This window comes from Streptomyces venezuelae ATCC 10712 (assembly GCF_008639165.1).
Classification (GTDB): Bacteria; Actinomycetota; Actinomycetes; order Streptomycetales; family Streptomycetaceae; genus Streptomyces; species Streptomyces venezuelae.
The window spans coordinates 7,353,041-7,373,198 of the sequence record NZ_CP029197.1 but is presented as its reverse complement, the minus strand read 5'-3'; the positions used below and the strand labels follow the sequence as shown (position 1 = coordinate 7,373,198).

Annotated in this window: 14 protein-coding genes; 7 read left to right on the top strand and 7 right to left on the bottom strand. The window is 70.4% G+C overall.

All coding sequences use genetic code 11. The annotated features are described in order from the left end of the window. Nucleotides 1–15: 15 nt before the first annotated feature. Genes DEJ43_RS33705 through DEJ43_RS33695 form a run of 3 tightly spaced genes read right to left on the bottom strand, consistent with a single transcriptional unit; the run spans nt 16 to nt 3,117 of the window. Complete coding sequence (locus DEJ43_RS33705) at nt 16–846, bottom strand: carbohydrate ABC transporter permease (protein WP_015037919.1); 831 nt, start codon at nt 844–846, stop codon at nt 16–18. Continuing rightward, entirely contained in the window at nt 843–1,832 is a 990-nt protein-coding gene (locus DEJ43_RS33700; protein WP_015037918.1) for a carbohydrate ABC transporter permease, read from the bottom strand. The genes DEJ43_RS33705 and DEJ43_RS33700 overlap by 4 nt, the downstream gene beginning before the upstream one ends. Next, nucleotides 1,825–3,117 (bottom strand): extracellular solute-binding protein, encoded by a 1,293-nt coding sequence (locus DEJ43_RS33695; RefSeq protein WP_015037917.1) that lies wholly within the window; start codon nt 3,115–3,117, stop codon nt 1,825–1,827. The genes DEJ43_RS33700 and DEJ43_RS33695 overlap by 8 nt, the downstream gene beginning before the upstream one ends. Before the next feature lie 240 nt (nt 3,118–3,357). Here DEJ43_RS33695 and DEJ43_RS33690 point away from each other — a divergent pair, with 240 nt between their 5' ends. The 4 genes from DEJ43_RS33690 to DEJ43_RS33675 all read left to right on the top strand — a co-directional run bounded on the left by DEJ43_RS33690 (nt 3,358) and on the right by DEJ43_RS33675 (nt 9,881). After that, nucleotides 3,358–4,365, top strand: coding sequence for a LacI family DNA-binding transcriptional regulator (locus DEJ43_RS33690; protein ID WP_015037916.1), 1,008 nt, complete (start codon nt 3,358–3,360; stop codon nt 4,363–4,365). Between the two features lie 9 nt (nt 4,366–4,374). Next, nucleotides 4,375–6,594: a beta-glucosidase gene (locus DEJ43_RS33685; protein ID WP_015037915.1), complete on the top strand. Its 2,220-nt coding sequence runs from the start codon at nt 4,375–4,377 to the stop codon at nt 6,592–6,594. Next, a complete protein-coding gene (locus DEJ43_RS33680; RefSeq protein ID WP_015037914.1) occupies nt 6,591–8,066 on the top strand; it encodes a glycoside hydrolase family 43 protein in 1,476 nt (491 codons plus the stop codon). The genes DEJ43_RS33685 and DEJ43_RS33680 overlap by 4 nt, the downstream gene beginning before the upstream one ends. Nucleotides 8,067–8,432: 366 nt before the next feature. Next, the gene (locus DEJ43_RS33675) at nt 8,433–9,881 is read left to right on the top strand and encodes an endo-1,4-beta-xylanase (protein WP_015037912.1); all 1,449 of its coding nucleotides are present in this window, start codon (nt 8,433–8,435) and stop codon (nt 9,879–9,881) included. A 57-nt stretch (nt 9,882–9,938) separates the two neighbouring features. Here DEJ43_RS33675 and araD read toward each other — a convergent pair whose 3' ends face one another. The 4 genes from araD to DEJ43_RS33655 form a co-directional block, all read right to left on the bottom strand. Beyond that, entirely contained in the window at nt 9,939–10,652 is a 714-nt protein-coding gene (gene araD / locus DEJ43_RS33670; protein ID WP_041663193.1) for an L-ribulose-5-phosphate 4-epimerase AraD, read from the bottom strand. A gap of 44 nt (nt 10,653–10,696) precedes the next feature. Next, on the bottom strand, nt 10,697–12,205 hold the full coding sequence (gene araA / locus DEJ43_RS33665) for an L-arabinose isomerase (protein ID WP_015037910.1): 1,509 nt from the start codon (nt 12,203–12,205) through the stop codon (nt 10,697–10,699). Between the two features lie 73 nt (nt 12,206–12,278). Further along, nucleotides 12,279–13,985 (bottom strand): ribulokinase, encoded by a 1,707-nt coding sequence (gene araB / locus DEJ43_RS33660; protein WP_015037909.1) that lies wholly within the window; start codon nt 13,983–13,985, stop codon nt 12,279–12,281. Between the two features lie 867 nt (nt 13,986–14,852). Beyond that, nucleotides 14,853–15,899, bottom strand: a complete 1,047-nt coding sequence (locus tag DEJ43_RS33655) for a LacI family DNA-binding transcriptional regulator (protein ID WP_015037908.1) — start codon at nt 15,897–15,899, stop codon at nt 14,853–14,855. A 226-nt stretch (nt 15,900–16,125) separates the two neighbouring features. Between DEJ43_RS33655 and chvE the strand changes: the two genes are divergently transcribed. The 3 genes from chvE to mmsB all read left to right on the top strand — a co-directional run bounded on the left by chvE (nt 16,126) and on the right by mmsB (nt 20,110). Beyond that, nucleotides 16,126–17,235, top strand: coding sequence for a multiple monosaccharide ABC transporter substrate-binding protein (chvE, locus tag DEJ43_RS33650; protein WP_015037907.1), 1,110 nt, complete (start codon nt 16,126–16,128; stop codon nt 17,233–17,235). A gap of 62 nt (nt 17,236–17,297) precedes the next feature. Continuing rightward, a complete protein-coding gene (gene mmsA / locus DEJ43_RS33645) occupies nt 17,298–18,869 on the top strand; it encodes a multiple monosaccharide ABC transporter ATP-binding protein (RefSeq protein WP_051026225.1) in 1,572 nt (523 codons plus the stop codon). Continuing rightward, nucleotides 18,866–20,110, top strand: coding sequence for a multiple monosaccharide ABC transporter permease (gene mmsB, locus DEJ43_RS33640; protein ID WP_015037905.1), 1,245 nt, complete (start codon nt 18,866–18,868; stop codon nt 20,108–20,110). Before mmsA ends, mmsB begins: the two co-directional genes overlap by 4 nt. Nucleotides 20,111–20,158: the final 48 nt, after the last annotated feature.

Below are 20,158 nucleotides of genomic sequence, written 5' to 3'. Positions count from 1 at the left end.
ATCACGCGGAGCAGGTCAGCCCTTGGTGGCGCCGGCGGTGAGGCCGCCGATCAGCTGGCGCTCGGCGACGGCGTAGAAGGCGAGGGCCGGGACCATCGCGAGCACGATGTAGGCGAGGACGAGCGCGAAGTCGGTCGAGTACTGGCCCTGGAACTGCTGGACGCCGACCGGGATCGTCTGCCATTTCGGGTCGTTGAACACGAGCAGCGGCAGGAAGAAGTTGTTCCAGCTCGCGACGACCGACAGGACCGAGACCGTACCGAGCGCCGGACGTGCCATCGGCAGCAGGATCTTCCAGAAGAAGCGGAGCTTGCCGCAGCCGTCCATGGTGGCGGCCTCCTCGATCTCCGCCGGGATGGTCCGGAAGAATCCGCGCAGGATCACGATCGTCATGGGGAGCCCGAAAGCCGCCTGCGGGAGGATCACTCCGAGCGGGTTGTCGAGCAGGCCGAAGGTGCGCAGCATGAGGAAGAGCGGCAGAACGGCCACCGCGAACGGGAACATCAGCCCGATCGTGAAGAGCGTGTAGAACAACTCCCTGCCGCGGAAGGCATAGCGGGCCAGTACGAACGCCGCCATCGCGGAGGCCGCCACCGTGCAGACCGTCGTGCCGATCGCGATGCCCGCGCTGTTGGCGATCTGCCGCCAGAACATTCCGTCGCCGAGAATTCCGGTGTAGTTGCCGATCTTCCACTGCTCCGGCAGCCCGAACGGGTTCGTCGTGAGCTCGCCGGTGCTCTTGAACCCGGAGATCACCGCGTAGATCAGCGGCACGACGACGAACGCGGCGATCAGCCAGACCACGGCGTGCAGCGAAAGGCCGCGTGCCGTCCGACGGGCGTTCATCGGGCGCCTCCCGAGGTGACGGCGCCGCTCAGGTCACGGCGGAGCACGTACCGCTGGTAGAAGAGGGAGAAGACCAGACTGATCATGAACAGGACCACGCTGATCGCGCTGGCGTAGCCGACCTGGTACCGCTTGAACCCGAACTGGAACATCGCGATCGCCATCGTCTCGGAGGAGTGGTTGGGCCCGCCCGCGGTCATGACCCAGACGAGGTCGAAGAGCTGGATGGAACCGATGATCGAGAGGAAGACGCTGATCCTGATCGTCGGGCCGAGCAGCGGCAGCGTCACGTGCCGGAAGCGCTGCCAGGGGCCGGCGCCGTCGATGGAGGCGGCCTCCAGGATCTCGGTGGGGATGCTCTGCAGTCCGGCGAGGAAGAGCATCATGTGGAAGCCGAAGTACTTCCAGATCATGACCACGAACAGGGTGGGCATGACCGTCGAGGGGTCGGCGAGCCAGGTGCCCCGCAGCCCCTCCAGGCCCAGGAGGCCGGCGAGGTGGTCGGCCATGCCGGCGCCGGGCAGGAAGATCATCGTGAAGAGGACGGCCGTGACCACCTCGGACAGGATGTACGGCGCGAAGAACAGCATCCGGTAGACGGCCCGGCCGCGCAGCTTCTGGTTGAGCAGGACCGCGGTGAGCAGCGCGAACGGCAGCTGCACCGTGATCGACAGGACGATCAGGTAGAGCCCGCGTCCCAGGTCGCCGAGGAAGACCTGGTCGTCGAAGAGCTTGGTGTAGTTCGCGAAGCCGACGAAGTCGTCCATGGGGCCGACCCCGCCCCACTTGAAGAAACCGGTGAAGACGGCGACGACGATCGGGGCGAGGACGAAGACGAGGAAGAGGACCAGGGCCGGGACGAGGAACCAGGCGACCGACACCCAGTGTCCCCACCCGCGCAGGCGCGGCCGGGCCTGGCGTGGCGCGGGCGTCGGCGCCGCCTCCTCCGTCCGCTCCTTTGTCGGGGTGGACACGAGGCTAGGCACTCTTCGCAGCCTCGGTGATCGAGGCGGTGACCTGTTCGGGGGTCTTCTTGCCGGCTATGAGGTCGGCGACGCTGTCGTTGACCTCCTGGCCGACCGCCGGCGGATAGGCCTGGTCGAGGAAGAGCTGGAAGCCCGTCGCCTTGACCAGGCTGCCGGCCACCACCTTCTTGTTGGCGTCGGTGAGTTGGCTCTCCGCTCCCTTGACCACCGGCAGGTAGCCGTTGGAGGCCAGCAGCTTGGACTCGTTCTCCAGGACGAAGAACTTCAGGAAGTCCAGGGCCTCCTTCGGGGCGCCCTTGCGCAGCGCGAAGCCACCGCCGCCGCCGAACACCTCGGTGGCCCGTCCCACACCGCCGTCGACCGTCGGGAACGGGAAGAAGCCCAGGTCCGCTCCGAGGTCGGCGCCCGCGTCCTTCTGCACCGACGGCCCCCACTGCCCCATCAGCTCCATGGCGGCCTTGCCGTTGCCCATGGTCGCGGCCTGACCGCCGGGGGTGGCGTAGCCGGCACCGAGGAAGGCCGTCTGGAAGGGCTGGAGGTCGACGAGCTCCTTGAGGTGGACGCCCGCCTGGACGAAGCCGGCACCGGTGAAGTCCTTGGTGGTCGCGGCCTTCTCCAGCGCGGGGAGGCCGGCGACGCGCATCGCGAGGTAGGCCCAGTAGTAGTGGCCCGGCCACTTCTCCTTGCCGGCGAGGGCGATCGGGGTGACGCCGGCCGCCTTGAGCTTCCTGACGTCGTCGAGGAACTCGGCCCAGGTGGCCGGCGGGGTGGTGATCCCGGCCTTGGCGAAGAGTTTCTTGTTGTACCAGAAGCCGACCATGCCGATGTCGTAGGGCACCCCGTAGGTGCGGCCCCCGAACTGGTACGCCTGCAGCGAGACCGGGGTGAGTTCGGACGACCAGTCCAGGAGGTCGGTGAGGTCCTCGACCAGCCCGGCGTCCACCTGCTGCTGGAGCACGCCGCCGCCCCAGGTCTGGAAGACGTCGGGGAGCTTGCCCGAGGAGGTGGTGGCGGTCAGCTTGGACTTGAACGCCTCGTTCTCCAACGAGGTCGTGTTGATCGCGACGTTCGGGTGGGCGGTCGTGAACGCCGTGGCGATCTGCGGGAAGAGCGACTTGCCCGGTTCCGTCGTGGCGATGTTCCACCACTCGAACCTCACCTTGCCGTCGGCCGACGCCCCGCCGCCCGACCCGCCGGTCCCGCAGGCCGCGGTCATGGAGACGGACAGTGCGGTCAAGCCCGCGAGCGCCAGGAAGTTTCGTCGGCTCGGGAGAGTGCTGGCCATGGGACCTCCGTGATGGGGATGCCGGGTGCGATGCCCTTTTTGCGCCCGAAAACCTTTCGAAATACTCTCGAATTCTGTGGTGCCATAAACTAGGAACGTCCGGCTGCACGGTCAAGACCTCTCACCGATTTATCTCGGGAAGCGCGTGATGCTGGGCTTGACAAGCCGTCGCGCCGACCAGAAACTCTTCGAAAGTTTGCGATATCTGTCGTCGATCGACGGCGTCGAAGAGGAGAGAAGTTGAGCGAGCAGCGTGCGACTCTGGCGGTCATCGCCGCAGAGGCGGGGGTCTCCCAGGCCACTGTCTCCAAGGTGATCAACGGCCGCTCCGATGTCGCGCCCTCGACACGCGAACGGATCGAGGGCCTGCTGCGGTCCCACAACTACCTCCCGCCCGGCCGGCAGGGCAGGGCACGCAGGTCGGGCCTGGTCGACCTGATCATCGGCGGTCTGGACAGCGCGTGGGCGGTGGAGATCCTGCGCGGCGTCGAGGCCGAGTGCGCGGGGCGGGGCGTCGGCACCGTCGTGTCGCTCGTCCCGCCCGGCGAAGCCACGCCGTCGAGTTGGGCCGCACTGCCGGTCCTGCACCACAGCGACGGCGTCATCCTCGTCACCGCGTCGGTCACCCAGGCCCAGCGCGCCCAGGTCGAGCGGGGCGGGGTGGCGCTCGTCGTCATCGACCCGATCGACCTGCCGGACAGCAGCGTGCCCAGCATCGGCGCGACCAACTGGGCGGGCGGCCTCGCCGCCACCGAGCACCTGCTGGACATGGGGCACCGCCGGATCGCCGCGATCGGCGGGCGCAAGGAGATGCTCTGCAGCCAGGCCCGCATCGACGGATACCGGGCCGCCCTGGAGCGGGCCGGGATCGAGGTCGATCGCGACCTGATCCGGTTCGGGGACTTCCAGCACGAGGGCGGGTTCCGCCGCGCCCAGGAGCTGCTCGCCCTCCCCGAGCCGCCGACCGCCATCTTCGCCGGAAGCGATCAGCAGGCGATGGGCGTCTACGAGGCCGCCCGGCAGCGGGGACTGAGCATCCCGCGAGACCTCAGTGTGGTCGGTTTCGACGACCTGCCCATGTGCGAATGGCTGTCACCGCCGCTGACGACGGTACGTCAGCCGCTGGAGGAGATGGGCCGACTCGCCGCCCGCACGCTGTTCCAGCTTCTGGAGGACCAGCCCCTGGTCAGCCCCCGGATGGAGCTCTCCACCGAGCTCAAGCTCCGGGACTCCACCGCCCGTCCCTAGGAGAATCCCTTGACCGAGCCCTGGCGCGATCCTCTGCTGCCCGCTTCCGTGCGAGTCGCCGATCTGCTGAGTCGGATGACGCTGGAGGAGAAGGCGGGGCAACTCGCCGGCTTCTGGGCGCTGCCCTCGGACCCCGGAGCACCCGTCGCGCCCATGGAGGACGACTCCGGCGAGCCCGCGCCGGGTCTCGACGACATCGCCGGGCACGGGCTCGGCCAGCTCACCCGGGTGTACGGAACCGCGCCGATCACCGCGGAAGCCGGGATGGAGCGGCTCGCCTCACTCCAACGGCAGGTGACCGAGGCCGGCCGGTTCGGCATCCCGGCGATCGCCCACGAGGAGTGCCTGACCGGGTTCATGACGTTCGGGGCCACGGTCTTCCCCGGGCCGCTCGCCTGGGGCGCGTCCTTCGATCCCGGGCTGGTGCGGCGGATGGCCGGGGCCATCGGCGCGGGGATGCGGCGGGTCGGCGTCCACCAGGGGCTGGCTCCGGTGCTCGACGTGGTCCGCGACTACCGGTGGGGAAGGACCGAGGAGTGCATCGGTGAGGACCCCTATCTGGTCGGAGCGATCGGCACCGCGTACGTGCAGGGCCTGGAAGGCGCCGGCATCGTGGCGACGCTCAAGCACTTCGCCGGTTACTCGGCCTCGCGCGGCGGCCGGAACATGGCCCCCGTCTCCTCGGGGCCGCGCGAGCTCGCCGACGTGCTGGTCGAGCCCTTCGTACGGGCGCTGCGCGAGGGAGGCGCCCGGTCGGTGATGAACAGTTACACCGACGTGGACGGCGTCCCGGTCGCCGCCCACGAAGGCCTGCTGACCGGGCTGCTCAGGGACGAGCTCGGTTTCGGCGGCGTCGTCGTCGCCGACTACTACTCCGTCTCCTTCCTGGAGAGCCGGCACGGCGTCGCGGGGTCGCGCGGCGCGGCGGGCGCGCTGGCGTTGACCGCCGGAATCGACGTCGAGCTGCCCACGGCACGCTGCTACGGCGAGCCGCTGACCGCGCTCGTACGCTCGGGAGACGTACCCGAGGAGCTCGTCGACCGGGCCGCGGAGCGGGTCCTGCTGCAGAAGGCCGAACTCGGTCTGCTCGACCCCGACTGGGAACCCGTCAAGCCCGAACCGGTCGACCTCGACCCGCCGGAGAACCGGGCCCTGGCCAGGCTCCTGGCCGAGCGGTCCACCGTGCTGCTCGCCAACGACGGCATCCTGCCGCTGCGTCCGTGCCGGGTCGCGGTCAGCGGGCCGTACGCCGACGACCCCCACTCGTTCCTGGGCTGCTACTCCTTCCCCAACCACCTGGCGCTGCCCGGCGCCCCGGGTCTTGAGATCCCGACGCTCGGCGAGGCGCTCACCGCTGCCGGGTTCACGGTCACCGCGGAGGATCCGGAGGTGAACGTGCTGGTACTCGGCGACCGGGCGGGCATGTTCGGCCGTGGCACCTCGGGAGAGGGCTGTGACGCCGAGACCCTCGACCTGCCGGGCGATCAGGCCGCGCTCGCCTCCGCGGTGTTGGACTCCGGGGTGCCGACCGTCCTGGTCCTCGTCTCCGGACGCCCCTACGCGCTCGGCTCGCTGGCGGATCGCGCGGCGGCCGTCGTCCAGGCCTTCTTCCCCGGCGAGGAGGGCGGGACGGCGCTGGCCCGGATCATCAGCGGCGCCGCGGAACCGTCCGGGCGGCTGCCCGTCTCCATCCCCCGCCAGGTCGGCGGACAGCCCGGCACGTACCTGCACTCCCGGCTCGGCGGGCGCACCGACTGGAGCTCGGTGGACCCGACTCCGCTGTTCCCGTTCGGGCACGGGCTGAGCTGGACCAGCTTCACCTGCTCGGATCTCTCCGTGGATCCCGTCGCCCCGACGGACGGCGCCGTCTCCGTCGCGGTCACCGTACGCAACGTCGGCGAGGTGGCCGGGACCGAGGTGGTCCAGCTCTACCTCTCGGACCCCGAGGCGTCCGTCGTGCGACCGGAGCGGTGGCTCGCCGGATTCGGCAGGGTGGAGCTGCGGCCGGGCGAGGCCGCCCGGGTCACCTTCTCCGTCCACGCCGACCGGACTTCCTTCACCGGGGTCGACCTGCGCAGGAGAGTGGAGCCCGGCGAGATCGGTGTGGCCGTCGGACGGTCCAGCGGCGACCTTCCGCTCCGCGGCTCCTTCACGCTGAGCGGCCCCGTACGTCATCCGGGGGCCGACCGTGTGCTGTCCGTGCCGGTCGAGATCGTCCCGGTGCCGTGACCGGCTGGTTCGGCGATCCCGTACTCCCCGGCTTCCGGCCCGACCCGTCCGTCTGCCGCGTGGGGGCGGACTACTACCTGGTGACGTCCAGCTTCGAATGGTTCCCGGGGCTTCCCGTGTTCCACAGCCGCGATCTGGTGAACTGGCGGCGTCTCGGCTCCGCGCTGGACCGGCCGTCGCAGCTCGACCTCGACGGGTGCGAGCCGTCCCGCGGCCTGTTCGCGCCGACGATCCGGCACCATGACGGGGTCTTCCACCTCGTGTGCACGCTGATGGACGGCCCCGGCCATTTCGTCGTCACGGCGACCGACCCGGCGGGGCCGTGGTCGGAGCCGTACTGGCTGGACGGCGCGGGCTTCGACCCGTCGCTGTTCTTCGACGACGGGCCGGACGGCGACGGGCGGGCCTGGTTCACCGCCGCCCGGGTGCTGGACGAGGCCGCCGGCCGCACCGAGATCTGGATGCGGGAGTACCTGCCCGACGAACGCCGGCTCACCGGGCCCGAGTACGTCCTGTGGTCGGGGAGCCGTCCGGACGCGCGGTGGCCGGAGGCTCCGCACCTCTACCGGATCGGCGGCTCGTATCTCCTGCTCACCGCGGAGGGCGGCACCGATGTGGACCACAGTGTGGTCGCCGCCCGCGCCGAGCGCGTGACCGGCCCGTACCGCGGCGTCCCCGGCAATCCGGTGCTCGCGCCCTCCAAGGGCCCCGTCACCTGCACCGGGCACGCCGACCTCGTACAGACCCCGGACGGCGACTGGCGGGCCGTCCTGCTGGGCGTCCGCCCGGGCTCGGCCATCGGCCGCGAGACCTTCCTCAGCGAGGTCACGTGGCATGACGGACGGCCGGTCTTCTCCCCCGTCGACCACACGAGCCCCCGCCGCCCTCTCCACGACGACTTCGCCGCCCTCAGCGCCGACTGGAACATCCTGCGCACCCCGCCCGCGCCGTTCTGGACCACCGGCGACGGGCTCCGCCTCCAGCTGCGCCCCGACCGCCTCGGCGAACGGGCCGTCCCCTCCCTCCTGGTCCGCCCGCAGGAACAGCCGGTCTGCGACGTCTCCACCGAGCTGCACTTCACCCCCGCGGCACCGGGCGAACAGGCCGGCCTCGCCGTAGTCCTCGACGACGACACCCACCTGCTGTTCCTCCGTACCGGGGAAGGACTCGTCCTCCGCCGCGGGCCCGAGGTCCTGGCCAGGGTTCCCGTCCCTGCGGGGCCCGTTCGCCTGGGGGTGCGCGTACGGGGCTTCGGCCACGCCTTCGCCCACGCGGCACCCGACGGCGCCTGGCAGGACCTGGCCTCCGTCGAAGCCACGTTCCTCACGCCGCTGTTCACCAGCGTCCAGCTCGGCCTCTACGCCACCTCCCACGGCCACCCGTCCACGAACCACGCCCACTTCAGGTGGTTCGACCTCGCGTATCCGCACCCGTCCTCCGGGGCGACGGGCATCGACGACCCGGACATGTGAACCGAAGCAAGCACTCACTAATAGACGGAGCAGTCCTTGTCGAAATACTTTCGATAAGGACTGCTCCGTCATGGCTCTCTCGACATTCCTTTCAGGACCCTTTTCGAGAGGCCTCAAGAGCCCCATTATCGGGCCGCGCCACCGAAACATCTTCGAAACACTTGACATGTTCCTGCGGTGTTTCCAGACTGAATCCGGAGGTCGCCACCGCCCCTTGACCTGCATGTCGCGGCACCGGCCTCGCATCACTGCGCCCTGATGGTCCGCTTCCTTTTCCACGCACCTTCCACGCACGCGGACATCACCCTCGCGGAATCCTTCCGCCGCGCTCGCATCCATCCTGAATTCCGTACCGGAGGTTCAGCCATGCGTTCACATTCCCTTCCCCCGTCCACCGTCCGCCGGAAATTGGGCGGCCTCGGCGCGGCGCTGCTCGTCGGCGCCGTCGGCGCCGCCACCGTGCTCGTGGCGCCCCTCACCTCGCACGCCGCCGAGAGCACGCTCGGCGCCGCGGCGAAGCAGAGCGGCCGGTACTTCGGCACCGCCATCGCCTCGGGCAGGCTCAACGACTCGACGTACACGACGATCGCGAACCGCGAGTTCAACTCGGTGACCGCCGAGAACGAGATGAAGATCGACGCCACCGAACCCCAGCAGGGCCGCTTCGACTTCACCGCCGGCGACCGCGTCTACAACTGGGCGGTGCAGAACGGCAAGCAGGTACGGGGCCACACCCTGGCCTGGCACTCCCAGCAGCCCGCCTGGATGCAGAACCTCAGCGGCAGCGCGCTGCGCACGGCGATGACCAACCACATCAACGGCGTCATGGCCCACTACAAGGGCAAGATCGGCCAGTGGGACGTCGTCAACGAGGCGTTCGCGGACGGCAGTTCGGGAGCGCGCCGGGACTCCAACCTCCAGCGGAGCGGCAACGACTGGATCGAGGTCGCCTTCCGCACCGCCCGCGCCGCCGACCCGGCCGCCAAGCTCTGCTACAACGACTACAACGTCGAGAACTGGACGTGGGCCAAGACCCAGGCCATGTACGCCATGGTCAAGGACTTCAAGCAGCGCGGCGTGCCCATCGACTGCGTCGGCTTCCAGTCGCACTTCAACAACGACAGCCCCTACAACAGCAACTTCCGCACCACCCTCCAGAGTTTCGCCGCCCTCGGCGTCGACGTGGCCATCACCGAACTCGACATCCAGGGCGCCTCGGGCACGACCTACGCCAACGTGACCAACGACTGCCTGGCCGTCCCGCGCTGCCTCGGCATCACCGTCTGGGGTGTCCGCGACACCGACTCCTGGCGAGCCGAGCACACTCCGCTGCTCTTCAACGGCGACGGCAGCAAGAAGCCCGCCTACTCCTCCGTCCTCAACGCCCTCAACTCCGTCTCCCCCAACCCCAACCCCACTCCGACCCCCTCCCCCGGCGCCGGGCCGATCAAGGGAGTCGCCTCGGGCCGCTGCGTGGACGTACCCGGAGCCGGCACCGCCGACGGCACCCAGGTCCAGCTGTGGGACTGCAACAACCGCACCAACCAGCAGTGGACCCTCACCGCCGCCGGTGAGCTCAGGGTCTACGGCGACAAGTGCCTGGACGCCGCCGGCACCGGCAACGGCGCCAAGGTCCAGATCTACAGCTGCTGGGGCGGCGACAACCAGAAGTGGCGCCTCAACTCCGACGGTTCCATCGTCGGTGTCCAGTCCGGCCTCTGCCTCGACGCCGCTGCCGGCGGCACCGCCAACGGCACGCTGATCCAGCTCTACTCCTGCTGGAACAGCGGCAACCAGCGCTGGACCCGCACCTGACCCACCGCGGCGCACCCTGGAGGGGAGCCAGGATGATCCTGGCTCCCCTCGGCGCGTTCAGGTGGAGGAAGGGTTGCCGTAGTAGGCGTCCGGACCGTGCTTACGTGTGAAGTGGCGGTCCAGGAGGTGCTGCGGGGGCTCGGCCGTGCCCAGGGCGATGGTGTGGAGGGCCATCTCGGCCACCGCCTCGCAGATGATGGCGTGCTCCAGGGACGCGGTGGCGTCGGCGCCCCAGGTGAAGGGGCCGTGGTGGGCCACCAGGGCGCCGGGGACCTCGCGGGCCCGGGTGTCGTCACGGTCCAGCAGGTCCACGATGACCTGACCGGTGTTGTACTCGTAGTCCGTGGCGCACTGCTGGGGGGTGAGGGCCGCGGTGACGGGGACGGGGCCGTTGAAGGTGTCCGCGTGGGTCGTGCCGAGCACCGGTATCGCACGCCGGGCCTGGGCGAAGGCGACGGCGTGGGTGGAGTGCGTGTGGGTCACGCCTCCGATGGAGGGGAAGGCCAGATAGAGGCTCCGGTGCGTCTCCGTGTCGGTGGACGGTCGCAGGTGGCCCTCCACGACGCTTCCGTCGGACAGGGAGACGACGACCAGGTCCTCCTCTCTCAGCACGTCGTAGGCCACGCCCGAGGGCTTGATGACGAAGACGCCGGCTTGTCGGTCCACACCGCTCACGTTGCCCCAGGTGAGGGTGGCGAGACCGGCCCGTGGGATGCGGAGGTTGGCCTCCAGCACCTCCCGGCGCAGATCCTTGGAGACGGCGGTGGTCACGGAGGGCTCCGTCCTCGTGGGAGTGGCGGGGGTGGCGGGGGTGCTCACAGGCTCTGGGCCAGACGGTGGTACGCCTGGTTCCAGCGCAGCTCGCGCGTGAAGGTCCGGACGGTGGTGTCCTCGTCGATGACGGCGAGTTCGGTCCGCAGCATCTCGGCGAGGTCGTCGAGCTCCTCGCCGCCGAGGGCGGTGGTCAGGACGGTGTGGTGCGGCGCTCCGGCCGTCAGCCAGGCCTCGGTGGAGGTGCGCAGGTCGGGACGGGGGCGCCAGACGGCCCGGGCGACGGGGAGCTTGGGCAGCGGCTCGGGCGGGGCGACGACGTCGATGTGGTTGGCGACGAGGCGGAACCGGTCGCCCATGTCGGCGAGACCGACGACGACGGCCGGACCGGGATCCGCGTCGAAGACGAGACGGACCGGGTCCTCGCGTCCGCCGATGCCGAGCGGGTGGATCTCACAGCGGGGCGTGGCCGTCGTGAGGGAGGGGCAAACCTCCAGCATGTGGGCGCCGAGGATGAGTTCCCGGCCCGGCGTGAGGTCGTAGGTGTAGTCCTCCATGAAGGAGGTGCCGCCGGGCAGGCCGTGGGCCATGGCCTTCAACGCGCGCAGCAGCGTGGAGGTCTTCCAGTCGCCTTCGCCGCCGAAGCCGTAACCGTCCGCCATCAGGCGCTGCACGGCGAGGCCGGGCAGCTGGCGCAGACCGCCGAGGTCCTCGAAGTTGGTGGTGAAGGCGCGGAACCCGCCTTCCGTGAGGAAGGTGCGCAGACCGGCTTCGACGCGGGCGGCGTAGCGCAGGGATGCGTGGCGCTCGCCGCCGGGCCGCAGCTCGGGCGCGAGGGTGTAGAGGTCCTGGTACTCCTTGACGAGGGCGGTGACGGTGTCCTCGTCGGCGGCGTCGACCGCGGCGACGAGGTCGTTGACGCCGTACGTGTTGACCGAGACCCCGAACCGCAGCTGCGCCTCGACCTTGTCGCCCTCGGTGACGGCGACGTCGCGCATGTTGTCGCCGAACCTGGCGAGCTTGAGGGTGGTGAGCTCGGAGCGGCCGACCGCCGCCCGGGCCCAGCCGGCGATGCGGTCGACGACCTCGGGGGTGGAGACGTGGCCCGCCACGGTCTTGCGCGGGACACCGAGGCGGGTCTGGACGAAGCCGAACTCGCGGTCGCCGTGGGCGGCCTGGTTCAGGTTCATGAAGTCCATGTCGATGGTGGACCAGGGCAGTTGGCGGTTGGCTTGGGTGTGCAGGTGGAGCAGGGGCTTGCTCAGGGCGTCGAGGCCGGCGATCCACATCTTGGCCGGGGAGAAGGTGTGCATCCAGGCGATGAGACCGATGCAGCGGTCGTCGGCGTTGGCCTCCAGGCAGATCGCGCGGATGGCGGCCGCGTCGGTGAGAACCGGCTTCCACACCACGCGGACGGTCATCCGGGGCTGCCTGGCGAGGGTGTCGCAGATGGCGCGGGACTGGTCGGCGACCTGGGCCAGGGTCTCGTCGCCGTAGAGGGCCTGGCTTCCGGTGAGAAACCAGATCTCGCGGTCGGGCTGGGCGAGCGTCATGTCGGGTGTGCTCCTCGGAGGTGCGGGGGCGGAGAGGTCGCGCCGACGGAGGTCGGCGGGGGCGGCGGCCCGGTCAGCCGGTGGTGACGAGGCGGGCGGTGTTGCGGATGCGTCGCAGGCGGTGCAGGAGGAGGTCCGCTCCGGTACCGAAGTGGTCGTGCAGGGCGCGGTACTCCTGGAACAGCGCGTCGTAGGCGTCCGCCCGGGCGGGATCGGGCACGTACGCGTGGCGCTGGACGCTGCCCATCACGGAAGCGGCGGAGCGGACGTCGGGGTAGGCGCCCGCGGCGACGGCGGCGTGGATGGCGGAGCCGAGCGCCGGCCCCTGCTCGGAGGTGCCGACGGAGACGGGGCGGCGGAGCACGTCGGCGTAGATCTGCATGAGCAGCGCGTTCTTCTTCAGTCCCCCGGTGACGATGAACTCCTCGACGGGGATGCCGCCGCCCTCGAAGGTCTCGACGATCATCCGGGTGCCGTACGCGGTGGATTCGAGCAGGGCCCGGTAGACGTCTTCGGGGCGGGTGTCGAGGGTGAGGCCGGCGATGACGCCGGAGAGGTGGTGGTCGACCAGGGTGGAACGGTTGCCGTTCATCCAGTCCAGGGCGACCAGGCCGTGCGCGCCGACCGGCTGGTCCGCGGCCTTGCGGGTCAGGAGTCCGTGGAGGTCCTCGCCCGACTCCTCGGCCTCGGCGCGGTAGTGGTCCGGGACGCCCTGGCGGAGCCACCAGGCGAAGATGTCGCCGACCGCGCTCTGACCGGCCTCGTAACCGTAGGCGCCCTCGACGATGCCGCCGTCGACGACCCCGCAGATGCCGGGGACCTCGGCGAGGGTGGCGCCGTTGAGCACGTGGCAGGTGGAGGTGCCCATGATGGCGAGCATCCGGCCGTTCTCCACGGCGCCCGCCGCGGGTGCGGCCACGTGGGCGTCGACGTTGCCCGCCGCGACGGCGATGCCCTCGGGAAGACCGGTCCAGTGCGCGGCCCGGCCGCTCAGGGTGCCGACGCGGGAGCCCAGCGGGGACAGGGGGTGCTCCAGGCGGGTGGCGGGGAAGTCGGCGAAGTCCGGGTGGAGTCCGGCGAGGAAGGCGGGCGAGGGGTACGTCCCGTCCTGGTGGATGCCCTTGTAGCCGGCGGTGCAGGTGTTGCGGGACTCGGTGCCGGTCAGCTGCCAGACGATCCAGTCGGCCGCCTCGATCCAGCGGGCGCAGGCGGCGTAGACGGCGGGGTCCTCTTCGAGGAGCTGGAGGGCCTTGGCGTACTGCCACTCGGAGGAGATCTTGCCGCCGTACCGTGCGATCCACTTCTCACCGCGGGCGTGGGCGAGGGCATTGATGCGGTCGGCCTGCTCCTGGGCCGCGTGGTGCTTCCACAGCTTGGGCCAGGCGTGCGGGCGGTCGGCCCACTCGGGCGTCAGGGCGAGCGGGGTGCCGTCCGGGGTGGTCGGCAGGACCGTGCAGGCGGTGAAGTCGGTGGCGATGCCGATGACGCGGTCCGGGTCGACTCCGGCGTCGGCGAGCGCCGCGGGTACGGCGGTACGCAGGACGTCGCGCCAGTCCTCGGGGTGCTGCAGGGCCCAGTCGGGGGGCAGGGGGGCGCCGGTGGAGGGAAGGTGGTCCTCGATGACCGCGTGACGGTACTCGTGGACCGCCGAACCGAGTTCTGCGCCGTCCCGGACCCTGACCACGACGGCGCGCCCGGAGAGGGTGCCGAAGTCGACTCCGATGGTGCATGCCTCGGGATGCTGCGGGGCTGCGGGGCCGGAAGGGGTGCGTGTGGTCACGATGCGGTCTCTCTCGTCATGAACAAGGCCGGAGAAGCACCCTGATTGTTAACGCTCACAATCAGTCTGGACAAGAGCTGCGTGCAGTTCTTGCCGAACTTTCGGCGGGAAGACGGGCTTCTGAAGTGAGCGCTCACCTGTCGGCCTGGAGACGGCCCGGGTGTCGCGAACGGCCCGGTGCAGACGGCCTGGCGCGTCGCGGCCGGCCCGGTGGAGACGGCGTCGGCGTTGCGGCCGGGCCGGTGGAGACGGCCTCGGCGTCGTGGCCGCCCGGAGGAGACGGCCCCGCGCATCACGGCCGGCCCGGAGGAGACGGCCCCGCGCGTCACGGTCGACCCGGTGGAGACGGCCTCGGCGTCACGGTCGACCCGGTGGAGACGGCCCCCAGGCGTCGCGGCCGACCCGGGTGGGAGACGGCCCCGAGCGTCGCGGCCGACCCGTTGGAGACGGGCCGGGCGTCGCGGCCGGCCCGGCGCAGACGGCCTCGGCGTCGCGGCCGGCCCGGCGGGAGACGAGCGGACGGAACGGTCGACGGAGGGCTTGCGCGGGCGGACCGCGGCGCGTGCGCGCCCGATCGCCAGACGCCGGCCGTTAGGTGCCAGACGCCGGCCCATCGGGCGACGGACGTCGGCCGTCGGACGCCTCGCGCGTGCGCGCCCGGTCGCCAGATGCCGGCCATCGGGCGCCAGACGCCGACGTCGGACGCCTCGCGCGTGCGCGGCCGGGCGCCAGACGCCGACCGTCGGGCGCCGACCGCCGGTCGACAGACGGCAGGCCCCGGACGGAGGCACGGCGGCACTACGGCACTGCGAACAGGAGGCCTGCCACCGGCCTCCACTAGGCGGTGGCGAGAGCCCGCCCCCCGCGTCAGGACTCGTTCGAGGGCCGCGTGCTCGCGCGCATGATGAGCTGGGGTTCCACCAGGAGGTGCTCGGCCTTCCGGGCGCGACCCTCGATGTGGTCCACCAGGAGCCCGATGCTCCGGCGCCCGATGGCGGCGAAGTCCTGGCGGACCGTCGTCAGCGGCGGAGGGAAGAACTCGGCCTCCGGGATGTCGTCGAATCCGGCGACGGCGACCTGCCCGGGGGTGCGGATCCCGCCCTCCCGCAGCGCCCGCAGGACGCCGAGCGCCATCTGGTCGTTGGCGACGAAGACGGCCGTGACCGGTGTCGCCCCGCGGCGGGCCAGGGCGAGTCCCGCGAGTTCCTGTCCCGCGCGGTACCCGGACAGCGGGCTCCAGTCCCCCGTCAGTACGCGCGGGGGGCGGATGCCGCTCTCTTCCAGGACGGTGCGCCATCCCGCGGTGCGGGCCTCGCTCTCCAGCCAGTCGTCGGGACCCGCCACGTGCCAGACGTTGCCGTGGCCGGCGGCGAGCAGGTGCTCCGTGACCATGCGGGCGCCGAGTTCCTGGTCGAGGGAGACCCCGGGAAGGTCGAGCTGATGACCGCCCTCCACGGTGACCACGGGGAAGGGCGCGTCCAGTTCGGCGAGCGCCTGCACGTGCGAGCGTTGCGGGGTGATGGCGACGACGCCCTCCACGCCCCAGGACGCGAGGTGGTCGATGGCGTCCTTGAGCCCCTGTCCCTCTCCGGTGCGCAGACTGACGGTCGAGACGAGGTAGCCCTGCTCCCTGGCCGCCTCCTCCAGGCCGGTCAGGGTGCTGGCGGGGCCGTACAGGGCGGTGTTGACGGCGATGACGCCCAGCGTCCTCGTACGGCGCGTCACCAGGGCGCGGGCGGCGGAGTTGCGACGGTAGCCGAGCCGCTCGATGGCGAGGGTGACCTGTTCCCGGGTGGCCGCGCGCACGTTGGGGTGATCGCTCAGCACCCGGGAGACGGTCTGGTGGGAGACCCCCGCCTCGCGTGCGACGTCGGCCATCGTCGGCGGGCGGACGTCTTCCGCGGGATGCGCCACGTTCGCCTCCCTTCTCCCTGCTTACGCCTGTGTATCGATACGAGAAAAACCTTAGCGCCTCTTGTATCACTCTGTTGTGAGCGCTAACAATCTACCTCGACCGGGGTGCCGACGCCCTGGCCACCCAGCCGGAACGGTGCGGTCCCGGTGGTGCGAGGACACGCGCCGCCGCCGAGCCCGTCCCCCGGCCGGAGCCGCCCTCGACGACGGGATTGCCAGGTAACCCATGAAGAAGTTCCGATCCGCATCCGCCCTCCTGGCCGTAACCACCGGCTGTGCCCTGCTCCTGACAGCCTGCGGGCAGAACAGCGAGGGCGGCAGCCAGGAGTCGAAGGACACGAAGGACCTCACCATCGGCATCGCGATGCCCACCAAGTCCTCCGAGCGGTGGATCGCCGACGGCCGCAACATGACCGAAAGCCTGAAGAAGGCCGGCTTCGCCACGACCCTGCAGTACGGCGAGGACGACCCCGACCAGCAGGTCGCCCAGATCGAGAACATGATCACCCAGGGCGTCGACGCCCTGGTCGTGGCCGCCATCAACGGCGAGGCCCTGTCCAACGTCCTGCAGCAGGCGGCCGACGCCCACATCCCGGTCATCTCCTACGACCGGCTCATCCTGGGCTCCCCGCACGTCGACTACTACGCCTCCTTCGACAACGAGAAGGTCGGCGAGCTCCAGGCCACGTACATCGTCGAGAAGCTGGGGCTGAAGGCCGGCTCGAAGAAGGGCCCCTTCAACATCGAGCTGTTCGCCGGGTCCAACGACGACAACAACACCAAGTACTTCTTCAACGGCGCCATGAAGGTGCTGAAGCCCTACCTCGACAAGAAGCAGCTCGTCGTACGGTCCCAGCAGACCCAGCTCAACCAGGTCACCACGCTGCGCTGGGACGGAGGGACGGCGCAGAAGCGCATGGACGACCTGCTGACCTCCGCGTACTCCACCGCCCGGGTCGACGCCGTGCTCTCCCCCTACGACGGCATCTCCATCGGCATCCTGTCCGCCCTGAAGTCCGACGACTACGGGAGCGCCGCCAAGCCGCTGCCGGTCGTCACCGGCCAGGACGCGGAGGTCGCCTCCGTGAAGTCGATCATCGCGGGCCAGCAGACGCAGACCGTCTACAAGGACACCCGCGCACTCGCGCAGGTCGCGGCCGACATGGTGACGGCCGTACTCGCCGGCAAGAAGCCCGAGATCAACGACGACGCCACGTACGACAACGGCAAGAAGGTGGTCCCCGCCTTCCTGCTCGACCCGGTCAGCGTCGACAAGTCGAACTACCGGAAGGTCCTGGTCGACTCGGGCTACATCAAGGCCGAGGAACTGCGGTGACGCCCGCCCCGGCCCACTCGGTCCCCGTCTCCGCCCCGCCCCCGGCCGGCCCCGTCCTCGAGATGCGGTCCATCGTCAAGACCTTCCCCGGGGTCAGAGCACTGTCCGACGTGACCCTGTCCGTGGAGCGCGGCGAGGTGCACGCCCTGTGCGGAGAGAACGGTGCCGGCAAGTCGACGCTCATGAAGGTCCTGTCCGGCGTCCACCCGCACGGCACCTACGAGGGAGAGATCCTCTTCGAGGGCGAGCCGTGCCGGTTCAAGGACATCAGGGCAAGTGAACAGCGCGGCATCGTCATCATCCACCAGGAGCTCGCGCTCGTCCCCTATCTGTCGATCGCCGAGAACGTCTTCCTCGGCAACGAGCCGTCCCGGCGCGGGGTCATCGACTGGAACGAGGCGCTGCGCCGTGCTTCCGAACTGCTCAGGCGCGTCGGGCTCGACGAGCACCCCGAGACCCGGGTCGCCGACATCGGTGTCGGCAAGCAGCAGCTCGTGGAGATCGCGAAGGCGCTGGCGAAGGACGTCCGCCTGCTGATCCTCGACGAGCCCACCGCGGCGCTGAACGACGAGGACAGTGCGAAGCTGCTGCGGCTGATGCGGGAGCTGAAGAGCCAGGGCATCACGTCGATCATCATCTCGCACAAGCTGAACGAGATCGCCCGGATCGCCGACTCCGTCACCATCCTGCGCGACGGGCGCTCCATCGAGACCCTCGACGTCAGGGATCCCGCCACCACCGAGGAACGCATCATCCGCGGCATGGTGGGGCGGGACCTCGACAGCCGGTTCCCCGACCGCACGCCGTACGAGGGCCCGGCCGACGCCGGCCCGGTCCTGGAGATCCGGGACTGGACCGTACGTCACCCCCTCGACCGCGGCCGCAAGGCCGTCGACGGGGTCTCGCTCCAGGTCCGCCGCGGGGAGATCGTCGGCGTCGCGGGACTCATGGGTGCCGGCCGGACCGAACTCGCGATGAGCGTCTTCGGCCGTTCCTACGGCCACTACGAGCGGGGCACCGTACTCAAGGACGGCCGTGAGGTACGGACGCGCACGGTCCCCGAGGCGGTCGCCCAGGGCATCGCGTACGTCACCGAGGACCGCAAGCACTACGGGCTGAACCTCGGGGACTCCGTGAGCCGGAACATCTCGCTCGCGTCCCTCGGCGCCCTCGCCCGCCGCGGCGTCGTCGACGGGCACGAGGAGCGCAAGGTGGCCGAACGGTACCGGCGGACGATGAACATCAAGGCTCCGAACGTCCTCGAGCCGGTCGGCCGCCTCTCCGGCGGCAACCAGCAGAAGGTCGTTCTCAGCAAGTGGATCCTCGCCGGGCCGGACGTCCTCATCCTCGACGAGCCCACCCGCGGGGTCGACGTGGGAGCCAAGTTCGAGATCTACACCGTGATCGACCGGCTCGCCGCCGAGGGCAAGGCGATTCTCCTCATCTCCTCCGAGCTGCCCGAACTGCTCGGCATGTGCGACCGCATCTACACCATGGCGGCGGGCCGGCTGACCGGCGAAGTCGCCCGCGAGGACGCCACCCAGGAAGTCCTGATGCGGCACATGACACAGGACACCCCCGCACCACCGGCGGTCACCGCAGGCGCCGCCTCCAGCGAAGGACACCAGGCATGAGCACCGACGTCAGCACGAAATCGACCACGCCCGCGCCCCCGGGCCGCGGGGCTCCGTCCACCGGGGCACCGCTGGCCCGGGTGCTCCTGGACGGCGTACGGCGGAACATGCGCCAGTACGGGATGCTCTTCGCGCTCGCCCTGATCGTGCTCCTGTTCCAGATCTGGACGGGTGGCGACCTCCTGCTGCCGCGGAACGTCTCCAACCTGGTGCTGCAGAACAGCTACATCCTCATCCTGGCCATCGGCATGATGATCGTCATCATCTCCGGGCACATCGACCTGTCCGTGGGCTCCCTGATGGCCCTGGTCGGCGGCATCGGGGCGGTGCTCATGGTCCAGCACCATGTGGCCTGGCCCGTCGCGGTGCTCCTCACCCTGCTGCTGGGCGCCGTCGCCGGAGCCCTGCAGGGCTTCTTCATCGCGTACGTCGGCATACCGTCGTTCATCGTGACCCTCGCCGGCATGCTGCTGTTCCGCGGGCTCACGGAGATCTTCCTCAAGGGCCAGACGCTCGGCCCGTTCCCGGACGGACTGCAGAAGGTCGCCAACGGCTTCCTGCCGGAGGTGGGGCCGGAGACCAACTACCACAACGGGACCCTGCTCCTCGGCCTGGGACTGGTCGCCTACGTGGTGTTCCAGGAGGTGCGCGACCGCCGTCGCCAGCGCGCGTTCGCTCTGGAGCCGCTTCCCACGGGCCTGTTCGCGCTGAAGCTGACGGCACTGGTCGCCGCCGTCGTGGTCACCACCCTGCTGCTCGCGAGCTACAAGGGCGCCCCCGTGGTGCTCCTGATCCTGGCCGCGCTGCTGGTCGGCTTCGGTTACGTGATGCGCAACGCGGTGATCGGCCGCCACGTGTACGCGATCGGGGGGAACCTGCCGGCCGCCAAGCTGTCCGGGGTCAAGGACAAGAAGGTGACCTTCGCCGTGTTCCTCAACATGGGAATGCTCGCGGCGCTCGCCGGGCTCGTCTTTGCCGCGCGCTTCAACGCGGCCTCGCCGAAGGCGGGCGTGAACTTCGAACTGGAGGCCATCGCCGCCGCGTTCATCGGCGGGGCGTCGATGAGCGGTGGAGTCGGGACCGTCCTGGGAGCCATCATCGGCGGCCTGGTCCTCGGCGTCCTCAACAACGGCATGAACCTCGTCGGGGTGGGCACCGACTGGCAGCAGGTCATCAAGGGCCTCGTGCTGCTCGCGGCGGTCGGCTTCGACGTGTGGAACAAGCGCAGGGCGGGTGCCTGACGTCCCTCCGATCACGGCTGTGCCCGCCGGCTCCTCCCCCGGCGGGCA

Bases quoted from the DNA above. Each gene is read 5' to 3' on its own strand.
- DEJ43_RS33705 (WP_015037919.1), bottom strand. From the start codon at position 846: ATGAACGCCCGTCGGACGGCACGCGGCCTTTCGCTGCACGCCGTGGTC.
- DEJ43_RS33695 (WP_015037917.1), bottom strand. From the start codon at position 3,117: ATGGCCAGCACTCTCCCGAGCCGACGAAACTTCCTGGCGCTCGCGGGC.
- DEJ43_RS33675 (WP_015037912.1), top strand. From the start codon at position 8,433: ATGCGTTCACATTCCCTTCCCCCGTCCACCGTCCGCCGGAAATTGGGC.
- araA (WP_015037910.1), bottom strand. From the start codon at position 12,205: ATGACGCTCGCCCAGCCCGACCGCGAGATCTGGTTTCTCACCGGAAGC.
- chvE (WP_015037907.1), top strand. From the start codon at position 16,126: ATGAAGAAGTTCCGATCCGCATCCGCCCTCCTGGCCGTAACCACCGGC.
- mmsA (WP_051026225.1), top strand. From the start codon at position 17,298: ATGCGGTCCATCGTCAAGACCTTCCCCGGGGTCAGAGCACTGTCCGAC.
- mmsB (WP_015037905.1), top strand. From the start codon at position 18,866: ATGAGCACCGACGTCAGCACGAAATCGACCACGCCCGCGCCCCCGGGC.